The organism is Pseudomonas maioricensis (genome assembly GCF_022790535.1).
Taxonomy (GTDB): Bacteria; Pseudomonadota; Gammaproteobacteria; order Pseudomonadales; family Pseudomonadaceae; genus Aquipseudomonas; species Aquipseudomonas maioricensis.
Genome location: NZ_LOHG01000006.1, coordinates 158,213 through 178,185, shown reverse-complemented (window position 1 = coordinate 178,185; position 19,973 = coordinate 158,213). Strand labels below are relative to the sequence as shown.

Below are 19,973 nucleotides of genomic sequence, written 5' to 3'. Positions count from 1 at the left end.
AATACCGTCACGCGGTGTCTCGTTACTATCGATGTATTGCCTTCGCGGGCAAGCCTCGCTCCAACAGGTTTTACACCACCCTGTAGGAGCTGCCGAAGGCTGCGAAAGCGGTGTGTCAGACAGAATGCGATCGCAGCCTTCGGCAGCTCCTACAAGGCGATCGACGCAGATTTTTACCGCCCGCACATTGCGCGCGGGCGGCTTTGGATCTAATCAGAACGTCGTCCGTAACCCCACTTCAACACTGCGCCCCGGCGCCGGGGCGATGTCGCGCAGGATCGAGCTGGCGTAGCGCACGGTCTGGTTGGTCAGGTTCTCGCCGTTGACGAAAGCCAGCCACTGGCTGCCACCCAGATCAAACTTGTACCCCGCGCTGGCTCCAAGCGTCGTATAGCCATCAGTCCCGCTCTCGTTATCCGGCACGCGACGCTGAGCGCTGGCGTGTTCCACATCGATCCGGGCCTGCCATTTGTCCAGTTCCCACAACAGGCCGCTGTTCAAACGCAACGGCGCTATACGAGGTAACGCTTCGCCAGTGTCTAGGTTCTTCGCTCGGGTGTAATCGCCGGAAAGCTCCAGTGCCAGGCTACCGTACTGGTTTTGCCCCAGCTTCCAGTGATCTTGTGCCTCAACGCCACTGAACCGCGCCCGAACGCCCGAGTAGTTATATTCGGGAATGCCATCTGCGTCTTCTTCGCCGTCGTCATCCAGCGTGCGACCTGTGCCCAGCAAACCAATGTAATTGGAGAAGTGGCTGTAAAACACACCAACGCTGCCTTTGTGGGTGCCATTGTCAAAGCGTAAGGCCAGATCGCTGGATACCGCTTTTTCTTTGGACAGACCTGCATCGCCGCGCTCGTAAGTGCCGGTCGCGACGTGTGCGCCGTTGGCGTATAGCTCATAAAAGGTCGGTGCGCGTTCGGTATATCCCAGGGTTGCGGCAAGTGACCAGATCGGGTTCAAGGTGTAGACAGCACCCGACGACAGGCTTCCAGCGGTGAAGCTGCTGGAGTTTTCTGCGTTGGCGAAGCGCTCGTTGCCTTTGGCGTCAGGGTCGACAGTGGTGTGTTCGATGCGACCGCCCAGGCTCAACTTCAGCCGCTCGGTGGCTTGCAGCTCTTCGAGGATGAACAGCGCGCCCGCGTCAGTATCCGTCTGCGGCACGAACGCTTCTTCGCCCAGCGCAGAGAATTCGCCACGGGTAACTTGCGCGCCGACCACGCCTTCAAGCGGGCCAATCGGTTGATGACGCGCTTCAACGCGGGCCTCATAGCCCTTGTTCTTGAACGTGGTGCCGACTTCACCGCCTTCGATCTCGCGGTGCTCGTACTCGGTATAACCCGCGTCAAGTTTCACTGAACTGAAGGGGCCCGACAGGTTGCGGATTTCCGAAGCAAACGCATAGTGCTGCTGCTCCATGCGGATGCGTACATCTTGTTCGGCAGGCGATCCGTAGTTGGAGTCATAGTTGCTGTAGGACACACCCGCGTAGCCATCGTCCCAGGTATAGGAGCCGCCGACCGCGCCACCATCCTGTCGACCGTCGCTGTTGCTCAGGCGGTGTTTCTTGTCGTTACCTTCCTCGGCTGCGCGTTGCTCGCTGGTACGGGCATAGCCAGGGATGCGCAGGTCGTTGAACTCGCGGGCATTGGCGTCGATGTGCAAAGCGAACTGGCCATTACCGGCTTCAAGTTTGCCCGCGCTGCTTCGCGTTGTGTCCGCGCCTCCGTAACGCAGTTCTCCTGCGCCATGGATACCTTCAATGGCTTCGGTCGGGATACGGTTGTCGAAGGTGTTAACCACTCCACCGATGGCATTGCCGCCATACAACAACGCGGCCGGGCCACGAACGATCTCGATGCGTTCGACGTTCACCGGGTCCAGCGGAACCGCGTGGTCATAGGACAGGGACGATGCGTCCAGTGCGCCCACGCCGTTGCGCAGGATGCGAATCCGGTCGCCATCCAGGCCGCGAATGATCGGCCGACTGGCTCCCGGCCCGAAATAGGAAGACGAAACTCCCGGCTGTTTGTTGAGCGTTTCACCCAGGCTGCCTTTTTGCTGCAACGTCAGATCGTCGCCTTCAAGCACTGTTGCCGGGGATGCCAATTGGTCGCTGCCCAGTGGGTTGGCGGTAATGACCTGCGGCTGCAGATCAACGGTGTTGGCGGCGTGGGCAGGTGAGACGAGCAGCATGGCAGCTGCCAGTGGCGTGAGGTGCCAGAGCAAGAAATTGGAGGGACGAGACATGCGGAATTCCTTGAGCCGAGCGCGTTCTGAGGCGCCCTGCAAAGCGTTGATATCAAGTGAGATGGATAACTGTTGTTACAATATAACATCTCTTTATCGGCTGAAAGAGGAACTTTTCGGAAACGTCCTACGCTCTCGGTAGGCGGAAGCTGACTGCCGATACAAAGACTTCGCACGCTAAGCTCTTCCCGCTGTCTGAAGGCTCGGCTAAGGTGCGCAGCTTCCGGGAAGTGCCCCTATCCATTCAGCATGAAGGTTTCGCATGACTACACCCCACTCCAACCCTTTGCACGGTGTAACGCTGGAACAGATCCTTAACGCTCTGGTTGAGCATTACGAGTGGTCAGGCCTGGCTGAACGCATTGATATTCGCTGCTTCAAGAGCGATCCAAGCATCAAGTCCAGCCTGACGTTTCTGCGCAAGACGCCTTGGGCCAGGGAGAAGGTCGAGGCGTTGTACGTGAAGTTGCACCGCAGTAAAGGCTGGTAATTTCGCCCGGTTCGAAGGCTGGGTTTCAAGGAACAGTGATGTACTTCCAATACATGAAAAGTGCGCAAGGACAGCGCTGTTACACGATGATTGCCGCGTGCCTGGGATGGTCAGGGCTGGCCATTCAGCTCTACCTTATTTTCATCGCGCGCTGGGCCGATGATGCGAGCTTGATAGGTGGGCTGGTACGGTTTTTCAGCTTCTTTACGGTGTGGAGTAACACGCTGGTGGCGGTTGTGCTGACCAGCGCACTCACCGGCAGACGTTCCCCGGCGCATCGCTTTTTCCAGCATCCCGTGGTGTGCAGCGGTATTGCCGCAAGTATTGTGCTGGTCGGCCTGGCCTACAACGTGCTGCTGCGGCATCTCTGGCAACCGGAAGGCTGGCAATGGGTCGCCGACGAACTGCTTCACGATGTCATGCCGCTGGCGTTTCTGCTGTATTGGTGGCTGTACGTGCCGAAGGGAATGTTGCGGATCGAGCATGTGCTGCTGTGGATTCTCTACCCTGTCATCTATTTCTCTTACGTGCTGCTGCGCGGCAGTTCCATTGGCGATTACATGTACCCGTTTATCAACGTCGGCAACATTGGTTATGTGCAGGCGTTTACCAATGCGGGTGGGGTGCTGATCGGTTTTATCGTGATTGCGCTGGTGTTGCTTGGGGTGGACAGGTTACGCGCCAAGTGCTGAATCTGTAGGAGCGCCCCGGTGTCTTGCACCGCACGGTCTCGCGGCAAACATAGGATCTGTAGGAGCTGCCGGAGGCTGCGCTCGCGGTGTATCAGCAGAAATGCTTCGCAGCCTTCGGCAGCTCCTACAGAACATGCATTTTTGCATGTTGTTTGATGAGCGCTATGCGTCCATCAGCCCTCATCACTCCCATCCAGTCGCCAGTAACCCGCAGCCTTGACGAACTCCTCTTCCAGTCCGAATTCGCCAAGTAATACCCGGCGCAGCTTGCGCGACAGCAGCGATTCAGTCGCAACCCAGGCGTAGAGTTTGCCTTCAGGCATTTCCAGGCGGCGGGTGACGTCCACCAGATCCTGTTCGCCTCGCACGATCCAGATCACGTCAACCTGCGCTTTGCTATGAAAAACCTGCTGCTCAGTGGAGTCCGCAACTTCTACGACGACCAGCGCGCTGCGATTGGCTGGCAGCTCTTCTAGGCGTCGGGCGATGGCGGGCAAGGCGGTTTCGTCGCCGATCAGCAGATAGCTGTCGAATATATCCGGCACGATCATCGAACCGCGTGGCCCGGCGATGTTCAGAAACTGACCCGGTTCAGCCTGCGCTGCCCAGGTCGCTGCCGGGCCGTCGCCGTGCAACACGAAATCAATATCCAGCTCGCCGCTCAGCGCATCGTAACGACGTGGCGTGTAGTCGCGCATGACCGGTTTTGGTCCGTCGCTGGGTGAACCCGGTACAAAGTTATCCAGCGCGGCCTGTTCTTCGGGCGTGGTAGCGAAAATCAGTTTTACGTGGTCATCGGTGCCCAGACTGATGAAGCCGGTCAGGTCCGGACCTCGCAGGGTAATCCGGCGCATTTTGGGGGTGATATCGGTTACACGTAGCACTTCCAGCTTGCGGCGTTTGATCTCATGGCTGACACGGTGGATGGATTGCTGTGAATTCATACCGGCTTCTCCGAGTTGACGTGGGGGCCATCGACGATGGCTTTGGCGGTGTTATTGAGCAGATCTCGAACCCGGAGGATTTCTTCCGGGCTCCAGCGACCGTGGTGCAATTGCAAGGCGTGACGCAGGTTGTGCACGGCTTCATGGATTTCAGCGGGGCGGTCGTGGCCGCGCAGTGATCGCTTACTGACGTCGATCCGCATGCGCACGCCATCCAGCGCGATTTTCTGCTCAGCCAGTGAAGCGCGACCGGCGTCGGTTGCGGCGTAATGTTTCTTGCCACCCTGAGCATCGCCTTCAATCAATTCGCTTTCTTCAAGGAAGGTCAGGGTGGGATAGATCACCCCTGGGCTGGGGCTGTAGGCGCCATCGAACATGCCTTCGATCTGGCGGATCAGGTCGTAGCCATGGCAAGGCTGCTCGGCGATCAACGCCAGCAGCAGCAATTTCAGGTCGCCAGGTGCGAACACCCGGGGCCCGCGCCCGCCGCGTTCACGGCCTGGGCGTTTCTCAAAACCATCCCGTCCATCGCCATGCTGGCGATGAGACGGACGATGGTCGTTGTCGTGAGGGTCATCACGCATTTCTTCATCTCCTGTTACACGTTAGATATACCTTAAGATATATCTTTACGATTGCGCAAGGGATAAAGACGAACGGTTCTCGTTTGCTACTTGGCAGCCGTGCGTAGGCACAGTCGCGCTGCAAACACGGACCCTGTAGGAGCGAGCTTGCTCGCGATGGAGGCAGCCCCGGCGATGAATTTGTCGGCCAGGTAACCGAATCGCGAGCAAGCTCGCTCCTACAGGGGCTTTGTGAAGGCTGCGATGGAGGTTTTCATAATCAATGAGCTACATGAGCCCTGTTTTACAGAGCGTATGGCCACCCGGCTCCAGATACGGATTCAGAATCGGCGCCATGCCCTTGAGGACCTGCACCGGCAGTGCAGAGGTGAACCGGAAACCCTCTGCGGCCCGGCCGGGTACGAAGGCCGTCAGGGTGCCGAAGTGGTTATCGCCCAGATAGAACACAAAAGTCGCCGTACGGTTGATCGCCCGCGAGCTGAGGATGCGTCCGCCTGAGCCAATACTTTCGATGCGGTTGTCGCCGGTCCCGGTCTTGCCGCCCATTGCCAGGATGGAGCCATCCTGCAACTTGAAGCTGCCGTGTACTCGCTTGGCGGTGCCGCTGTCGACGACTTGTGACAGCGCTTCACGCATGGCCGCGGCGACCTCGGAGGGCAAGACGCGCTGGCCCAGTTCCGGATTGTTGGCCAAGCGTGTTTCGTAAGGTGTATCGGCAGCAAAATGCAGGCTGTCGATGCGCAGGGTTGGCAGGCGGATACCGTCGTTCTGAATGATGCCAATCAGCTCAGCCAGCGCTGCGGGGCGGTCGCCGGAGCTGCCAATGGCGGTGGCCAGTGAAGGCACCAGATGGTCGAACGGATAGCCCACGCGCTGCCAGCGTTGATGAATATCGAGAAAGGCCTCGACCTCCATCATGGTGCGAATCCGGCTGTCCCGAGCGCTCTTGTGACGACTCTTGAACAGCCAGCCATACACTTCCTGACGCTCATGGCGGCTGGCGGCAACGGCGTCCTTGAATTGCGCTTCCGGGTGCTGCAGCAAGTAACCCACCAACCACAGATCCAACGGGTGAGCCTTGGCGATGTAGCCCTGATCCGGCAGGTTGTATTTGCCCGGCCCGTAGCTTTCATAGAGATCGGCCAAGCGTTTCTCGCTGAGCTTCGGCCCGACTTTTTCCTCAGTCATGTGCGCGCGAATAAACGTGTTGAAATTGGCCTGACTGGCACCCGGCAGCAGATAACGGTGCACGGCCGCGAGCCTTATCGGCGTCGGGTTAATACCATCCAGGAAGGTGTCGAGCCGTTCCTGAGTGGTCTTGTCCTTGTAGCGTTTCCAGAAGCGCAGCAGGAACACCGAGCCTTCCCGGTCAGCGAAGCGGCTCAGGTATTCCTGACGGCGCGGATCGTCGTCATCCTTGAGCAATTCTGCGCTGTTGTTCGGTCCCTGGTAGGTGCTGTAGCGCACGACGTCGCGCATCAGGCGGATGAACGGCAGGTTGATCGACTCACGCAACGATTCGCGCAAGGTCGGCAGGCGGTTGTCGTCTTCCTTGCGAAAGTTATTGAAGTGATGCATGCCGCCGCCGGTGAAAAAGCTCTCCGCCGGGCTGGCCGAATAACGCCGGTCCAGAGCCGCCGAGAGCATCTTCGTCAGGTCACGATCCTTGTTCTGCATCAGGTAATCCAGTGCCCAGCGTGTCAGGCGATCCTGATCGGCTACGGGCTCTTTTCCGAGTGCACTGAGACTCTGTGCCGCGTAACGGTCATGCAGCTCGGCAATGATTTCCAGGTAGGTGGTCAGCACCCGTAACTTGGCTGTAGAGCCCAGCTCGAGCTTGCTGCCTTCATTGATGTCAAACGGCTGATCGGTGCTGTCGGTCTGCACCCGAACTCTGGAACCGTCCGGGCCGCGTTCAAACAGGGTGAAGCTGTAACGAACCTGAGTGGTACTGGCGGGCGTCAGCAAGCGTTCGCCCAGCAGCCCGACCTGCGCAGCAAAGGCCGGGTCCGCCAGATCACGCAGGTACTGACTGACACTGTTCTGCAGCTCGCTTTGCAAGGTGCTGGTGGCCGACAGATCCAGTCGATCGAGATCGTACAGCGGGCGATTGAGCAGTGCCGACAGCCGACTGCGGGCAACGCTGATCCCCTTGTTGGTCTCGATGGGCTGAATAGTCGGTTGCTCCACCCAGTTGCGATAGCTCAGATCCGCTTTAAGCGCTGCGTTGGCCAGAGCGCTATTGATCACCTGATTCTGGGCCAGCAGACGAATGTGGCTGTCCGTCAACTCAGCCAGCTCCGCACGACCTTTAGCCAGATAGTGCGAGGGCCGACGTTGAGCGATAACCAGCGATAGCACCTCACGTAAGGCCAAGCCTCGCTCAGCAAGATTTTGCGGGTCGCTGGCGTTGGAAGTCAGTACCCGATTGGTCTTGACGAAGTCCGCGCCATACCAGACCCGTAAACCCTCCGCCATGCCATGCACTTCGCCATGCCCCGGCACTGCCGACAGCGGCACGCTGTTGAGGTAATCACGCACCACTCGTTGCCGTGCCTCCAGGGTCTGCTGGCCCGGTTGGTAGGCACGCACGCTGGCGGAAATCATCTGCCGAAGCTTTTCCGAACCCGACAAGGTGAGGCCATCGGGGGAATGCCGGTACTTCTCCAATTGCGTCGCCAGCGTGCTACCTCCGGCAGATTGACCCGGCAAACCGATCAGCTTCGACACCTGGGAAATCGCCGCCTTGGCAAACCGAGGCCAGTCCACTGCCGGGTTGGCCATGGGCTGCTGTGGATCAAGCAAGTCCCGGTTTTCGATGAACAGCAGACTGTGCACCAAAAGGGGCGGGATCGCGGCGAAGGTCGGGTAGAACTGTTGTGGGTAACGGAACTGGTAGAGGTCGATTCCGCGGCAGTCAGTGATCGACAGGCCCGCCTGAATCTTCTCCTCATAAGGGACGAAGAAGCCACGCTTGCTGTAGTCGAGCAAATCCGGAGAAAACCTGACCTGTTCGGTAATCAGGTAGTCGCGCTTGAGCAGGCGCGGCAGGAACTCATTCAGCGATGAATAGCCCAGGCGTTTATCGAAGGGGCCGTCGCCAGGGTAAAGCATCGAATCACTGGGGCCAGGATGCATCGAGTAGCTCAGCTTTGCCGCAAACCGACTGAATTCCAGTGCCTGCAACCGCGAGCTGCGTGACTCGATCACCATCGCGACGGCCAGCGCCGCAATCCCCATGAGCACTAATACCCAGAATACGCGCCACACGTAACTTTTGCGGCGAGGGGCTTTCGGCATGGGGGCGCGGTCACTACGGTCCGCTGTAATCACCGTCTGTTTCGTATCTGCATGCCGTAAAACGCCCATTTCGATTGGCCCGGTTAAACCTGTTAATCGCACCTGACTCAAGCTTAGTCGCTGACCGGGATTGCGGGAAAAATTGTCCAGGGCTGAGGGCGCTTCCTGAGTAGCAACAGGCTGTGGATCAATCCCTGGCTTTGCTTGACTCAGGCCGCAGGTCCATCAGCGGCTCTTTCGGTTTATCGGCAAGGGGCTGGATTTGATAAACCCCTGTGGTGATGAATTTTTTTCGCATCATGACGTGACTGTTCCTGATCTTCCCTACAGGTTTAGCCCGTTAGTGAGGTGTTGTGTTGTAGGACTAATACCCTGGTTTTGCTGTTTAAGTAGGACCTTTCTGATTTTGATTGTTTAGTATTGACTCGCATATTAAACGCTGATTATGTCAATTTTGTCAGTGGCATTACGCCCTGCAATAATTATGTGTATTCATATTCAGGAAGTATCATGAAAAAGAACAGGAAGTTAGTTCGCAGTACACTCGCGTCCGCAATTTTATTGGCGATCTCTTGTCACGTATGGGCAAAGACTGGCTGTGAGGAGCCTATGGCTCCTCCAGCGATTACTGAAGAGCAGCATGAAGTTGTTGACGTCTCGGCGGTAGTCATCCCGGAAACACAAGTCTCGGTTGAACCGGTGGCCTGTGATGAACCGGCGGTGCCTACAGCCGTTGCAGAAGAACCGCATGAAGTTGTTGAGGTACCCACGGTTGCCATCCCGGAACCACAGGCTCCGGTTGAACCCGTTGACTGTGACGAACCGACGGCGCTTGCCGAAGAGCAGCACGAAGTCGTTGAAGTGCCGACGGTTGTCATTCCGGAACCACAAGCTCCGGCTGAACCCGTTGTGGTACCTGAGGTTGCGCAGGAAGTAGATGAGCCGATGTTCACAGAGTTATCTGACAAGCTTCATCAGATAACACAGACGCTGACCAATACAGCGTCTGTGCATCATTACAGCTTTGTCTCGGTTCGTGGGCAGGACGTGATGCTGGGAACACCGGAGCTGGAAACGTTCAACAAAGTGTGGAAACTTGAGTATCAAGTCGACGGCCGGAAATGGGAGTTGAAGAGGCACACGACTCCTAACGCACATCGCGGTTTGAAACCGGGGTCGGTGGTTAATGTCCGGATCAGTGCGGTGGAAGGGGCGAAAGTTGAAAATGCACCTTATAAGATTGTGCTGGGTTCTTATCCGCATATGAGCTATGACCTGCATCATGAGAAAGGGTTATTGCGTTTTCCTTATGATTTCGAATCGCCCTTTTTTATTGCGACTCAGGCTGTGGAGAAAGCTTTACTGGAGGTCAAATTTTGGGACTCCAAAAATGCGCCGCTGGAAGGAGGTGTATTGAATTTCGATTTTAAACATCATGGGCCGATATCTCTCGGGCCTATCACGCTAACCTCGGAAAGCAACGGTAAAGCAACAAGGCTACTTGAATTTGGGAAATGCGAAGGGGGGGATCCCGCTAAGAATTTCACTGAAAATCAAGCGACGGGTAGGGCGGTTTGGGCCACCCGTTACAAAACGGGTAGATACATTGGAATCAATGTATTACTTGAGAATTTGGCGGATAAACCTCACGAATTTCGCCTTGGTCACGTATGCAGGAGGTTTTTAGTTAATTGGCATATTAAACTCTAGCGCTTGGACGGCGCTCTGCCCTCTGGCAGAGCGCCTCTGTAATTATGCTAGAACGTCTATTTTTGGACTGTTACGCAAATCGCCGGCCTTCAGCATTTGACTCCTCCAGTCATCGTTTCGCTCATTTTTCAGGAAATTTATTTTTCCGTAGTCAATGTTCTCATGAAAGTTTAAGAGATCCAGCTTGTATTTTCCTTCGAATGTCTTGGTGTCATGGTCGACAATGCGCATGATGGTTTTTGCATTGATTTGTATATTTTCTTTGAAGCTTCCAAGGTTAGGGGTTTTGAATGTATTAAGTGCCTCTGTTAAACGGTCGGTTTCGGCATCAGTGAGGTTTCCCTTAGGATCCAGTACTTTGATTTCTCCGTTAGGGCCTAATGTATAACTCCAGTTTTTCTGCGCGACATCAGGGTCCATAATATGCAAATCCTCCATGAACTGGGTGTAGAGGTAATATTGCTTTCCGAGCTGGGCTGAACACCTGTTGTACTGCTGTTCTACGTACCCCTCCCTTGTCGTAGGGCGGTCGCCTAATTCAAAGCGCTCGGTTTCAGAAAAATCATCAACTTTGGAGTTCCACGGTTCAGCTTCTTTGCTATAAAACTTCTTCGAATACTCCTCCGCAGCCGTCAGCATTCGTTCTGGTTTGGCAGTAGCCGCAGCAGTCTGCTGCTCAGCCTTGGGTTGAGCAGGCATAGGGATTTTTAGTGGTGTTGAAGCGATTGCATTGATGTTCACGAGAATTCCCTCTCTTGGTTGGTTGTCTCCCTTTTCGTAACGGCCAGGTGTTGTAAAACTTGGCCTGATAACGTTGTGGGAAACTTCCGAGAGGGACTCTTATTGAGACGCTGTTCTCAAATAGCGACCGCATTAGCGGGTTTGGGTTTGCCCAGACGCTTATTAAAGTCGAGCCAGGCAGCCATCAACATCATCAGACCCAGACCGAGGATCGCGGTGCAGACTTGCATCGGCCAGGTGTCACCGGCCAACGCGTTGAGCATGTCAGCCATCGGTGCAAGCAATACGCCCAGGCAGAAGATTTCCAGCGAATAACGACCCATGCGGCAGGTTTGTCGTGCGGGCCAGCTTTGCACCCACGTGTTGCGAGCGGGCAGCAGTTTGGCTACGCAATAGGCCAACGCCAGAAAGTGCAGTAGACGCATCGGCCCCAGATCAGTCTTGTTGATCGGATACAGCCCGTCGGCCACGAACTGCGGCATGAGCACGGGATGCAATGCCGGAAATTTCCAGGAGAACGCCATGACCGCAGCGGCCACAAGGTATACGGCTGAAATCATGAACAGCGGTTGTTGTGTAAGCGGGCGTTGAGCGACTTTGATCGCAGGCTTGGCTTCGGACGTCAGTGCACAAGCGCCGCCAAGCACGAACAGCAATTGCCAGGCCACCGGGTTGAAGTACCAGACGCCGCCGCCTTCATAGGCGGAAATATTCCAGCCCTCCAGCGGCACCATCAAGTACAGCCCAATGGACAGCCCGACCGTCAGGGGCATATTGCGCAGCATCATCGGCAGGATCAACGGCAAGGCCAGCAACAGCAGGATGTACAGCGGCAACGGGTCGGTCAGGTTGGGCTTGAAACGCAGCAGCAGTTGATCCGCCAATGCCTGTTGAGGGTCGGCAACAAAATGTTGCAGGCCCATTTCCTGAATCATGTCGCGGGTTTCGACGTAATGATTAGCAACGAAAACAATGCCCATCAACAGCGTCAGCAAGAAGATGTGAACAACGTAGAGCACCCAGGTACGGCGCAGGATCCTCACGGTTGAAACGACAAAGCCGTCACGTCGAGCGATACGCCCATAGGCAAGGATGGCGGCGTAACCCGCCAGGAAGACGAAAATTTCCGCAGCGTCACTGAAGCCGAAATTGCGTACGGTCAATTGGGCGAGGGGGTTGTCTGGCACGTGATCCCAAAAAATGAAGATCAACGCCAGGCCCCGGAAGAAGTCGATGCGCAGGTCGCGTCCGTTATTCATAACGGTAAGCTCTTTAATGTCGTAAGGGATAAAGATCAGCCGCGAGGGCTCTAGGTTCCGCGCCGCCGGTCAATCAGGGTGTCCTGGCGGGTTCGGCGGCGCGGCAGGGTGGAGGATTTTTAGCGCAATTGCAAAGGTGGGCTAATTACAGGATGTCTCGATTGATTGGATGGCCGGTCAGCCAATCGCATTGGGCTCAAAGCTGTCTGCTCTAGCCATCTGCCACATGTTCGAATAAAAACTGCCGTCCACTTCGCCATTCAACAACTGCCCCGGTTCCAGAAATACATGGGACTGGGAAAACAGTTTGATTTCGGTAGCAGACATACGACGTACCAGGTGCTTGGCCTCCAGTTGCGAAGGATGATCCAGACCCGCAGCCGCGAGCATTTCCGCCAGCCCTTTGAGCGTGTTGCGATGGAAGTTGAACACTCGCTGGGCCTTGTCCGGCACCACCAGTGCGCGCTGGCGCAGGGCGTCTTGAGTCGCGACGCCGGTAGGGCATTTGTTGGTGTGGCAGCTCTGAGACTGGATACAGCCAATGGCGAACATGAAGCCGCGTGCCGAGTTGGCCCAGTCTGCGCCGATGGCCAGTACGCTGGCGATATCGAAAGCGCTGACGATTTTGCCACTGGCACCCAGTTTGATCTTGTCTCGCAGGTTGAGACCCACGAGGGTGTTGTGCACAAACAGCAAGCCTTCGCGCATGGGCACGCCCATGTGGTCAGTAAACTCTACGGGTGCTGCACCGGTGCCGCCTTCCGTCCCGTCGACCACGATGAAGTCCGGCAGGATGCCGGTTTCCAGCATGGCTTTGGCAATACCCATGAATTCCCATGGATGGCCCAGACAGAACTTGAAGCCTACCGGTTTGCCGCCCGACAGCTCACGCAGTTGAGCAATGAACTGCATCAGTTCGCACGGCGTGGAGAACGCGCTGTGGCGGGACGGCGACACGCAGTCTTCACCCATCAGAATGCCGCGGGTTTCGGCGATCTCCCTGGTGACCTTGTGCTTGGGCAGGATGCCGCCGTGGCCGGGTTTGGCGCCTTGGCTCATCTTGATCTCGATCATCCGCACCTGCGGGTCTTTGGCTTGTTCGGCGAATCGTTGTGGATCGAAGCGCCCATCGGCTGTCCTGCAACCAAAATAACCGCTGCCCAATTCCCAGGTCAGGTCGCCGCCGTGCTCGCGATGGTAGGGGCTGATGCTGCCTTCACCGGTGTCATGGGCAAAATTGCCGAGCTTCGCCCCCTGATTCAAAGCGCGGATAGCATTGGCGCTGAGCGAACCAAAGCTCATGGCTGAGATGTTAAAGATCGAAGCTGAATAAGGCTGGGTGCATTGAGGCCCGCCGACGATCACCCGAAAGGCGTTGGGGTCGCTGAGTGGCGCGGGGCGCATGGAATGGCTGATGAACTCGAAGCCTGTCTGGTACACATCAATCAGGGTGCCGAATGGCCTGTCTGCCGATTCGTTCTTGGCTCGTGAGTAGACCAGCGAACGTTGTGCCCGCGAGAAGGGCAAGGCATCGCTGTCGGATTCCAACAGGTACTGGCGGATCTCCGGGCGAATAGCCTCTACGGCGTAGCGAATATTACCGAGAACCGGGTAGTTGCGTCGTACCGAGTGGGGCGACTGCAACAGGTCGATTATCCCCACTACTGACAGTACACCGGTCAGTAGGGTGAAGGGCCACAGCCACTCGTGATGCCAGAACGGCAAACTGCACAAGGTAAAAAGCACGCAACCAACGAAGAAGGCGTAACGACTGAGAATCGACAGACTCATACGGTTTCCTGGGCTAATGACGGTGGTTTTCGATCTGATTTTTTGGGGTGTTTCCAGCACGGCACTGTTCCGAGGGAGATGCTCACGCAGTGCCTCAAAAAGGCTCGATGCTTTACCAACCCGAAAGCGGCTTCGGCAAAGCAGGTGCTTCGTTCTGAAAGGCTATCGGCCGGATTGAGAATAGCTCAATGACAGGGATCGAACGGCAGCGTAGCTGAATTCAGTCCTCTAGCACCCATGGCTTGATTTGGCGGATTCGTCCGGCCATTTCGTAGACATCTTCGCGTCCTTCGAGGCTTGTCCAGCGCAGGTGCTCGATCAACGTCCGCTCTTTAGGGTTGAGCGCAACAAAGCCCAGCTCATCGGCTTTATGCATGAACGCTTCGCGGGGTTCTGAGGGCGTACTTGCTGCGATCACTTCCTGCAGCGCGCTTTGCAGCATCGACACATAACCGACCAGCATGGATGGATTACACAGCACGTCAGTCTTGTTGACGTAGCCGTCGAGCAGGCGCAGTGAATCCCTTGCTTCGATCAGGCGGCTATAGGCATGGAGGGAGATTTGGTAGTGATCTGGTTGAGACATGGCTTGTTTCCATCCGGCCAATACGCCAGGAGCCAGTCCCGGGCCGCTGATCCTGCAACGGCGGGGCGAACCTTAGCGGCAAGCGTCGGCCTAATCAAGTTCACGAATGATGCAAGTCACGACAATCGATTTGGGTGTGAAACGAGTGATATGTTATGTTGTAACTATCTTCTCATCTCGCTCTGGAGGCATCATGAAACCTGATATCCATCCTCAATACCGTCAAGTGCTGTTCCACGACACTGCGGCTGATGTTTACTTCCTGATCGGTTCGACCGTCGACACCGACCGCACGCAAAAACACAGTGACGGCGAAACCTATCCTTACGTGGCGCTCGATGTGTCCAGCGCGTCTCACCCAATGTACACCGGGCAACAGCGCAAAACGACGACAGAAGGCCGGATCGCGGGCTTTAACAAGCGTTTTGCCACGTTTGGCTCCGGTGCAAAAAAAGACACTGCAGCGGCTGAATGATGCCGTGCCGGTCTCGCGGCCTGAACGATCAGAACCTGATCTTCCACGCCGCGAGATTTTTTTTGCCTTTTCTTTGACTTCGACGACCACCTGCACGCATCGCCACTGGACTAAAGGGCAAATTTGCTTTTGACTCTGCGGCCTGAAAATCAGGAGTTGTCGCTTTGAAAAAATCAGTCGCCATCCTCTTCGGCGGACAATCCAGCGAACACGAAGTCTCGTTGCAGTCAGCGAGGAACGTGATCAACGCGATCGATCGTAGCGCCCACGATCTGACGCTGATCGGCATCGACAAGTCGGGCCGCTGGCTGCACTTCGATGAGAGCGATTACCTGCTGAATGCCAGTGACCCGGCGAAGATCAGCCTCAGTGCCTCAGGTAAGCGGTTGTCTTTGCTGCCGGGCAGCACTGACGGGCAGTTCGTTGATGTCGAGTCGGGCATCGAGCTACCGCGAATAGACGTTGTGTTCCCGTTGATTCACGGAGCATTCGGTGAGGACGGTTCGTTGCAGGGGCTCCTGCGTCTGCTGGCCATTCCTTTTGTCGGTCCTGATGTGCTTGCTTCTGCTGCGTGCATGGATAAAGACGTGACCAAGCGCCTGCTGCGTGACGCCGGCATTGCTGTTGCGCCGTTCGTGGTGGTCAGTCACGGGGAGTCAGTGGCGTATGCCTCTGTAGTCGCCCAACTCGGCTTGCCAATATTTGTAAAGCCTGCGAGTCAGGGCTCTTCGGTTGGCGTCAGCAAGGTGACCGATGAGGCCAGCTACAGCGCGGCTTTGGCACTGGCTTTCGAATACGATCACAAGGTTTTGATCGAAAAGGGCATCGTTGGCCGCGAAGTGGAATGCGCAGTGCTCGGCAACCGTCAGCCGCAAGTCAGTGTCTGTGGTGAAGTGATTGCCAACGACGAGTTCTACGCCTACGACACCAAGTACCTGAACGGTGATCAGGCGCGTATCGCAATCCCTGCCGAGCTAACGGCCGGGTTGAGCGATGAGGTCCGCAACGTTGCATTACACGCGTATCAGGTGCTCGGTTGCGCGGGGCTGGCGCGGGTGGACTTCTTTGTCACCGAGGCTCGGGACATCATCATCAATGAAGTGAACACGATTCCCGGTTTCACCTCTATCAGCATGTACCCCAAGTTGTGGCAGGCCACTCACTTGTCTTATTCAGGCCTGATTGACCGTCTGATCGAGCTGGCTCTGGAGCGCGCCGAAGAAGCCAGGCACCTCAAGACCGAGATATTTGCATGAAGCTGATTCACATCGCTGCGGCGTTACTGATCGGGGATGACGGCCGCACATTGCTGGTGCGCAAGCGGGGCACCCAGGCATTCATGCAGCCAGGCGGCAAAATTGACGCGGGTGAGTCTGCTGCGCAGGCTTTGGCGCGTGAACTAGAGGAAGAACTGGGGCTGCGTATCGACCCTGCGAGCGCGGGTTATCTCGGCTCATTCGCGGCACCTGCTGCCAACGAGCCGGGCCACGAAGTGCGCTGCGAGCTGTTTGAAGTGCGCATCACAGCCGATGTAGTGCCCGCTGCCGAGATCGAGGAGGTCGTGTGGATCAGTGCCCAGAGTCATCCAGAGCTGAATCTGGCACCGCTGACCCGGGACACGATTCTGCCGATTTACCGAGGCATGCTCGCCCAAGCCTGATAGTGATCAGGCTTTCCCGGTAATCCCGTATTTGCGCAAGCGATGGGCAATGGCGGTGTGCGAGGTCTGTAGGCGCGCCGCCAGTTGCCGGGTTGATGGATAGTCGGCGTAGAGCTTTTCCAGCAAGGATTTTTCGAAGGTATCGACGGCCTGCTCCAGGCTGCTCACTTCGCCTTCATTGTCTCCGGCAACAGCAGTGCCAGCGATATCCAGATCACCGATGTCCACCAGGTTGCTGTCACTGATGGCCGCCGCGCGGAAAATCACGTTCTGTAACTGACGCACATTGCCCGGCCAGCGGTTGCCGAGCAGTGCCGGATAAGTGCTGTTGGCAAGGCGGCAAACCGGGCGCTGAATCTGCGCGCAGGCCTGTTCCATGAAATAGCGCGCCAGCAGCAGAATGTCCTGACCGCGATCGCGCAGTGGCGGGACCTCCAGATTGAGTACGTTCAAACGATAGAACAGGTCTTCCCGGAAGCTGCCTTCGCTGACCATTTTTTCAAGGTTGCGATGGGTGGCGCTGAGGATGCGCACATTGACCTTCACTTCCTTGTCGCCGCCGACACGCCTGAAACTTCCGTCATTGAGAAACCGCAGCAGCTTGGCTTGCAGGTAGGGTGACATCTCGCCAATCTCATCGAGAAACACTGTGCCATGGTTGGCCAGTTCCATCAGGCCCGGCTTGCCACCTCGTTGCGCGCCGGTGAACGCGCCAGGGGCGTAACCGAACAGCTCACTCTCGGCGAGGTTTTCCGGCAGCGCAGCACAGTTGAGCGCCAGAAAGGGCGCGCTGTGTCGCGTGCTGGTGGCGTGGCAGGCGCGGGCCACCAACTCTTTGCCGGTACCGGTTTCACCCTGAATCAAGAGTGGCGCATCCAGCGCAGCAACCCGTTGCGCCCGGGCTTTCAAGGTGCGAATAGCGGGTGATTCACCCAAGAGTGCGTCGAAGCCTTCTGCGTGATCGTGATGCAATGCCGACAGGCGTTCACCTATCCGGCTTGGCTGGTAGAGCGTGAGCAACGCACCGGCATCGGTAATCGGCGTGGCATCCAGCAGCAGCGCTTCGCCGTTGAGGGTGACTTCACGCAACGGCAGGCGGAAACCGTTTTCCAGCAGTGCGCTGTGCAAACCAGGATCGCTAAACAGCTCAGCCACTGGCTCACCGGCGGGTTCGCGACCGATCAATGCGATTAACGCGGGGTTGGCCAGCAAGACGTGCCCGGCGCTGTCCAGAGCCAGAACCGGATCCGTCATGGCCGCCAGCAATGCATCGAGTTGCAGATGACGGCGCTGACCAGGAAGGATGTCGACCACGGTAATGGCTTCGACTCCGCGAACCCGAAACAGCGCGTCCTTGAGTTCTTCAAGAACCTGATGGCTGAGAGTGGGGGCGTCGATGTAAACGTTGGGCGGGACCATCTCTACCGCATCAAGATTCAGATTACGCCCACCCAGAATGGCCAGGACTTCCTGAGTGATACCGACGCGGTCGATGAAACTGACGTGGATACGCATGAGACGCCAAAGGTTCTGGGTGAAGAGGTGGGCGATTATGCCAGCAAAAGCGGGGGTGGAACGCTCAATCGGAATGAGTCTGGCGAGGTGACTGTTGTTTGGGAGGCCATGGGTGCCTACCGTGGACCGCCTTTTCACAGCATTCCGTTGGAGCGAGGCTTGCCCGTGAATCAGCCGACGCGACAGGGCAGATGCACCGCATTATCGTTTTTCGCGGGCAGGCCTCGCTCCAACAGTCTCAACACCCTATCTCAGACCAGATGCTCCGGCTTTACCGGCTCGCCTGACTCAAGGCCAAGCTTGTCGCGTACATCCTTGAACATCCGATCATATTCTTCATGCATCGCCAGCGGCAGGACGGCAATGTGCGGCATGCCATGTTTGACGGCAACCTGGTTGGCGTTATGGGCAAAATTGCAGGCTAGATCTCGCGGCAGTTCGAACTCATCTTCAAACGTATTGCCAGCGACCTCGCCTTGCATGGAGAAGTGCATGCACTTGCCTTCCTCGGGGTTCTCGCTGACTTCATAGCGAATATGAATGTCGTAGCCGAAATCCGATGCTTGCAGCGGTGCGCGGGTGATATGCAAATGGCCTGGTTCAAACATGTCAGTGCCCCTTGATTGCTCGGTGAGTGTACCGGTAGACCCTTTTGAGTCTATTGACGTTCAGTGGCAGTCGAGCCTCAACCATAGACCATCGTGAGTGACAGGGGCATGACGTGGATCAGGAGGCGTCGCTGACTGGCTCTGGTCGGGACCAGATCCACAGGTTGCCCAGTAACATGCCACCAATGGCGGCATAGACCGGCCAGCCGTGCATCAGGTACAGCATCAGGCCTGCACAGACCAGCATGCTGATGGTGGCACTAACCTTGGCGTTGCGGGTCACCCGGCGACCGTTGCGCCAATTGCTCAGTATCGGCCCGAACAACTTATGATTTTCCAGCCACGCGCTCAGTCGCGGAGAGCTTTTGGTCGCCGCCCATGCCGCCAGCAATATGAACTCGGTGGTGGGCAGGCCCGGAATGAAAATAGCCGCGATGCCTATACCGAGGCTGATATAGGCAAGGAGGCCGAACAACAGGCGAGAGAGTCGGGAACCGGGTGGTTTGGAGGTCATGGTCACTACAGGCAGGTTCAGAAAGCCCGGCCAGCTTAACAGCACCGGGCGCTTTTTCATGCTTGAACCAGCTCTGCTTTTGGTGCGTGAGCATAGGCGTGCTGCAACAGCACATTGAAGCGCTCGAAGGCTGCGAGTGCGCCTTTATCTGCTTCTGCTTCCTCCTGTGCTGTGAAGCTCAGGCCGTCCAGGGTTCTGATAAAGCTTTTCCAGCCTTCGGCACGGCCACCGGCAGGCTCGCCCAGATGCCGGGCACCAAAGTTTTCGCTCAGGTCCAGCGCAACGGCACGCTTGATCAGAAAAGCCGCTCCCAGCTTCGAGCCTTCGGACACGAACAGCCAGCCCAACGCCTCAGCCTTGCCCGGTTGGCTGACGGCACCGTCGATTGTTTCAGGGATTGCGGTATTCAGATCTGCAAGGTCAGCCTTGGCCTGCTCCGCACGGCAACGAGCAGGCAGGTCAGGGACAATTTGCTTCAGCTCAGGATCGTTGTACAGACCCTGCAGTTCAGCCTGAAACAGGTACTGGGCGACGACAAAACGTTTGTAACTTTCCAGCGTTTCGAAAGGCGCATTGGCTTTTACAGCCTTGTCGAGCCGCTCATGCGGCGCATGGGTGATCTGATTAAGGCGCTGGGAACGCAGGGCAGGGCGGTTCTGCTCGGTGCTCATCGGGTCTTCCTTGGAAAATGGAGGGGATGTTGAATAGACGAATGACGAACGTTTGAAGCGTAAAAATCGTGGGACCGGCTTTAGCCGGGAAAGCGGTATACCCGACGAATCATTTTTCGTGACTGTAAGGGCCTCTTCCCGGCTGAAGCCGGTCCCACGACGTGAAGTCCGTGGGGGCATTGT

18 protein-coding genes are annotated in these 19,973 nt (G+C 56.8%); 6 read left to right on the top strand and 12 right to left on the bottom strand.

Annotated elements, in window-relative coordinates; all coding sequences use genetic code 11:
* Positions 1-213: 213 nt before the first annotated feature.
* A complete protein-coding gene (locus AUC61_RS11855; RefSeq protein WP_243246247.1) occupies positions 214-2,250 on the bottom strand; it encodes a TonB-dependent receptor in 2,037 nt (678 codons plus the stop codon).
* A 262-nt stretch (positions 2,251-2,512) separates the two neighbouring features.
* On the opposite strand from AUC61_RS11855, the gene AUC61_RS11850 reads away from it, so the two are divergent.
* Both AUC61_RS11850 and AUC61_RS11845 read left to right on the top strand, forming a co-directional pair.
* Positions 2,513-2,740 (top strand): VF530 family protein, encoded by a 228-nt coding sequence (locus tag AUC61_RS11850; RefSeq protein ID WP_087264664.1) that lies wholly within the window; start codon positions 2,513-2,515, stop codon positions 2,738-2,740.
* A gap of 38 nt (positions 2,741-2,778) precedes the next feature.
* A complete protein-coding gene (locus tag AUC61_RS11845; protein WP_243246246.1) occupies positions 2,779-3,432 on the top strand; it encodes a Pr6Pr family membrane protein in 654 nt (217 codons plus the stop codon).
* Between the two features lie 173 nt (positions 3,433-3,605).
* Here AUC61_RS11845 and AUC61_RS11840 read toward each other — a convergent pair whose 3' ends face one another.
* The 3 genes from AUC61_RS11840 to AUC61_RS11830 form a co-directional block, all read right to left on the bottom strand.
* Positions 3,606-4,376 carry a siderophore-interacting protein gene (locus AUC61_RS11840; RefSeq protein ID WP_243246245.1) on the bottom strand — a complete coding sequence of 257 codons (771 nt, stop codon included), beginning with the start codon at positions 4,374-4,376 and terminating at the stop codon, positions 3,606-3,608.
* A complete protein-coding gene (locus tag AUC61_RS11835) occupies positions 4,373-4,960 on the bottom strand; it encodes a PadR family transcriptional regulator (RefSeq protein WP_243246244.1) in 588 nt (195 codons plus the stop codon). Before AUC61_RS11835 ends, AUC61_RS11840 begins: the two co-directional genes overlap by 4 nt.
* A 267-nt stretch (positions 4,961-5,227) precedes the next feature.
* Entirely contained in the window at positions 5,228-8,329 is a 3,102-nt protein-coding gene (locus AUC61_RS11830) for a biosynthetic peptidoglycan transglycosylase (RefSeq protein ID WP_243246243.1), read from the bottom strand.
* Positions 8,330-8,770: 441 nt separating this feature from the next.
* Between AUC61_RS11830 and AUC61_RS11825 the strand changes: the two genes are divergently transcribed.
* On the top strand, positions 8,771-9,970 hold the full coding sequence (locus AUC61_RS11825; RefSeq protein WP_243246242.1) for a hypothetical protein: 1,200 nt from the start codon (positions 8,771-8,773) through the stop codon (positions 9,968-9,970).
* A 42-nt stretch (positions 9,971-10,012) separates the two neighbouring features.
* Here AUC61_RS11825 and AUC61_RS11820 read toward each other — a convergent pair whose 3' ends face one another.
* The 4 genes from AUC61_RS11820 to AUC61_RS11805 all read right to left on the bottom strand — a co-directional run bounded on the left by AUC61_RS11820 (position 10,013) and on the right by AUC61_RS11805 (position 14,347).
* Positions 10,013-10,711 (bottom strand): hypothetical protein, encoded by a 699-nt coding sequence (locus tag AUC61_RS11820; RefSeq protein WP_243246241.1) that lies wholly within the window; start codon positions 10,709-10,711, stop codon positions 10,013-10,015.
* A 116-nt stretch (positions 10,712-10,827) separates the two neighbouring features.
* The gene (locus AUC61_RS11815; protein ID WP_243246240.1) at positions 10,828-11,970 is read right to left on the bottom strand and encodes an OpgC domain-containing protein; all 1,143 of its coding nucleotides are present in this window, start codon (positions 11,968-11,970) and stop codon (positions 10,828-10,830) included.
* A 177-nt stretch (positions 11,971-12,147) separates the two neighbouring features.
* Entirely contained in the window at positions 12,148-13,761 is a 1,614-nt protein-coding gene (locus AUC61_RS11810) for an FMN-binding glutamate synthase family protein (RefSeq protein WP_243246239.1), read from the bottom strand.
* A 220-nt stretch (positions 13,762-13,981) separates the two neighbouring features.
* Positions 13,982-14,347, bottom strand: coding sequence for a hypothetical protein (locus tag AUC61_RS11805; RefSeq protein ID WP_243246238.1), 366 nt, complete (start codon positions 14,345-14,347; stop codon positions 13,982-13,984).
* Between the two features lie 193 nt (positions 14,348-14,540).
* Between AUC61_RS11805 and AUC61_RS11800 the strand changes: the two genes are divergently transcribed.
* The 3 genes from AUC61_RS11800 (at position 14,541) to AUC61_RS11790 (ending at position 16,482) form a co-directional block, all read left to right on the top strand.
* A complete protein-coding gene (locus AUC61_RS11800; protein ID WP_122665407.1) occupies positions 14,541-14,822 on the top strand; it encodes a type B 50S ribosomal protein L31 in 282 nt (93 codons plus the stop codon).
* 164 nt (positions 14,823-14,986) lie between these two features.
* Positions 14,987-16,078, top strand: a complete 1,092-nt coding sequence (ddlA, locus tag AUC61_RS11795) for a D-alanine--D-alanine ligase (protein ID WP_243246237.1) — start codon at positions 14,987-14,989, stop codon at positions 16,076-16,078.
* The gene (locus AUC61_RS11790) at positions 16,075-16,482 is read left to right on the top strand and encodes an NUDIX hydrolase (protein WP_243246236.1); all 408 of its coding nucleotides are present in this window, start codon (positions 16,075-16,077) and stop codon (positions 16,480-16,482) included. Before ddlA ends, AUC61_RS11790 begins: the two co-directional genes overlap by 4 nt.
* Positions 16,483-16,488: 6 nt before the next feature.
* Here AUC61_RS11790 and AUC61_RS11785 read toward each other — a convergent pair whose 3' ends face one another.
* The 4 genes from AUC61_RS11785 to AUC61_RS11770 all read right to left on the bottom strand — a co-directional run bounded on the left by AUC61_RS11785 (position 16,489) and on the right by AUC61_RS11770 (position 19,790).
* Positions 16,489-17,997 carry a sigma-54-dependent transcriptional regulator gene (locus AUC61_RS11785; RefSeq protein ID WP_243246234.1) on the bottom strand — a complete coding sequence of 503 codons (1,509 nt, stop codon included), beginning with the start codon at positions 17,995-17,997 and terminating at the stop codon, positions 16,489-16,491.
* A 251-nt stretch (positions 17,998-18,248) separates the two neighbouring features.
* Complete coding sequence (locus AUC61_RS11780; RefSeq protein WP_243246231.1) at positions 18,249-18,605, bottom strand: DUF5064 family protein; 357 nt, start codon at positions 18,603-18,605, stop codon at positions 18,249-18,251.
* Positions 18,606-18,723: 118 nt separating this feature from the next.
* Entirely contained in the window at positions 18,724-19,179 is a 456-nt protein-coding gene (locus tag AUC61_RS11775; RefSeq protein ID WP_243246229.1) for a YbaN family protein, read from the bottom strand.
* On the bottom strand, positions 19,176-19,790 hold the full coding sequence (locus AUC61_RS11770; RefSeq protein ID WP_243246228.1) for a biliverdin-producing heme oxygenase: 615 nt from the start codon (positions 19,788-19,790) through the stop codon (positions 19,176-19,178). The genes AUC61_RS11775 and AUC61_RS11770 overlap by 4 nt, the downstream gene beginning before the upstream one ends.
* Positions 19,791-19,973: the final 183 nt, after the last annotated feature.

What these genes read in the sequence shown, in the direction of transcription:
- AUC61_RS11805 (WP_243246238.1), bottom strand. Translation starts at nt 14,347, where the DNA reads ATGTCTCAACCAGATCACTACCAAATCTCCCTCCATGCCTATAGCCGC.
- AUC61_RS11810 (WP_243246239.1), bottom strand. Translation starts at nt 13,761, where the DNA reads ATGAGTCTGTCGATTCTCAGTCGTTACGCCTTCTTCGTTGGTTGCGTG.
- AUC61_RS11840 (WP_243246245.1), bottom strand. Translation starts at nt 4,376, where the DNA reads ATGAATTCACAGCAATCCATCCACCGTGTCAGCCATGAGATCAAACGC.
- AUC61_RS11830 (WP_243246243.1), bottom strand. Translation starts at nt 8,329, where the DNA reads ATGGGCGTTTTACGGCATGCAGATACGAAACAGACGGTGATTACAGCG.
- AUC61_RS11825 (WP_243246242.1), top strand. Translation starts at nt 8,771, where the DNA reads ATGAAAAAGAACAGGAAGTTAGTTCGCAGTACACTCGCGTCCGCAATT.
- AUC61_RS11780 (WP_243246231.1), bottom strand. Translation starts at nt 18,605, where the DNA reads ATGTTTGAACCAGGCCATTTGCATATCACCCGCGCACCGCTGCAAGCA.
- AUC61_RS11800 (WP_122665407.1), top strand. Translation starts at nt 14,541, where the DNA reads ATGAAACCTGATATCCATCCTCAATACCGTCAAGTGCTGTTCCACGAC.
- AUC61_RS11770 (WP_243246228.1), bottom strand. Translation starts at nt 19,790, where the DNA reads ATGAGCACCGAGCAGAACCGCCCTGCCCTGCGTTCCCAGCGCCTTAAT.
- AUC61_RS11845 (WP_243246246.1), top strand. Translation starts at nt 2,779, where the DNA reads ATGTACTTCCAATACATGAAAAGTGCGCAAGGACAGCGCTGTTACACG.
- AUC61_RS11835 (WP_243246244.1), bottom strand. Translation starts at nt 4,960, where the DNA reads ATGCGTGATGACCCTCACGACAACGACCATCGTCCGTCTCATCGCCAG.
- AUC61_RS11815 (WP_243246240.1), bottom strand. Translation starts at nt 11,970, where the DNA reads ATGAATAACGGACGCGACCTGCGCATCGACTTCTTCCGGGGCCTGGCG.
- AUC61_RS11790 (WP_243246236.1), top strand. Translation starts at nt 16,075, where the DNA reads ATGAAGCTGATTCACATCGCTGCGGCGTTACTGATCGGGGATGACGGC.
- AUC61_RS11850 (WP_087264664.1), top strand. Translation starts at nt 2,513, where the DNA reads ATGACTACACCCCACTCCAACCCTTTGCACGGTGTAACGCTGGAACAG.
- AUC61_RS11775 (WP_243246229.1), bottom strand. Translation starts at nt 19,179, where the DNA reads ATGAAAAAGCGCCCGGTGCTGTTAAGCTGGCCGGGCTTTCTGAACCTG.
- AUC61_RS11785 (WP_243246234.1), bottom strand. Translation starts at nt 17,997, where the DNA reads ATGCGTATCCACGTCAGTTTCATCGACCGCGTCGGTATCACTCAGGAA.
- AUC61_RS11855 (WP_243246247.1), bottom strand. Translation starts at nt 2,250, where the DNA reads ATGTCTCGTCCCTCCAATTTCTTGCTCTGGCACCTCACGCCACTGGCA.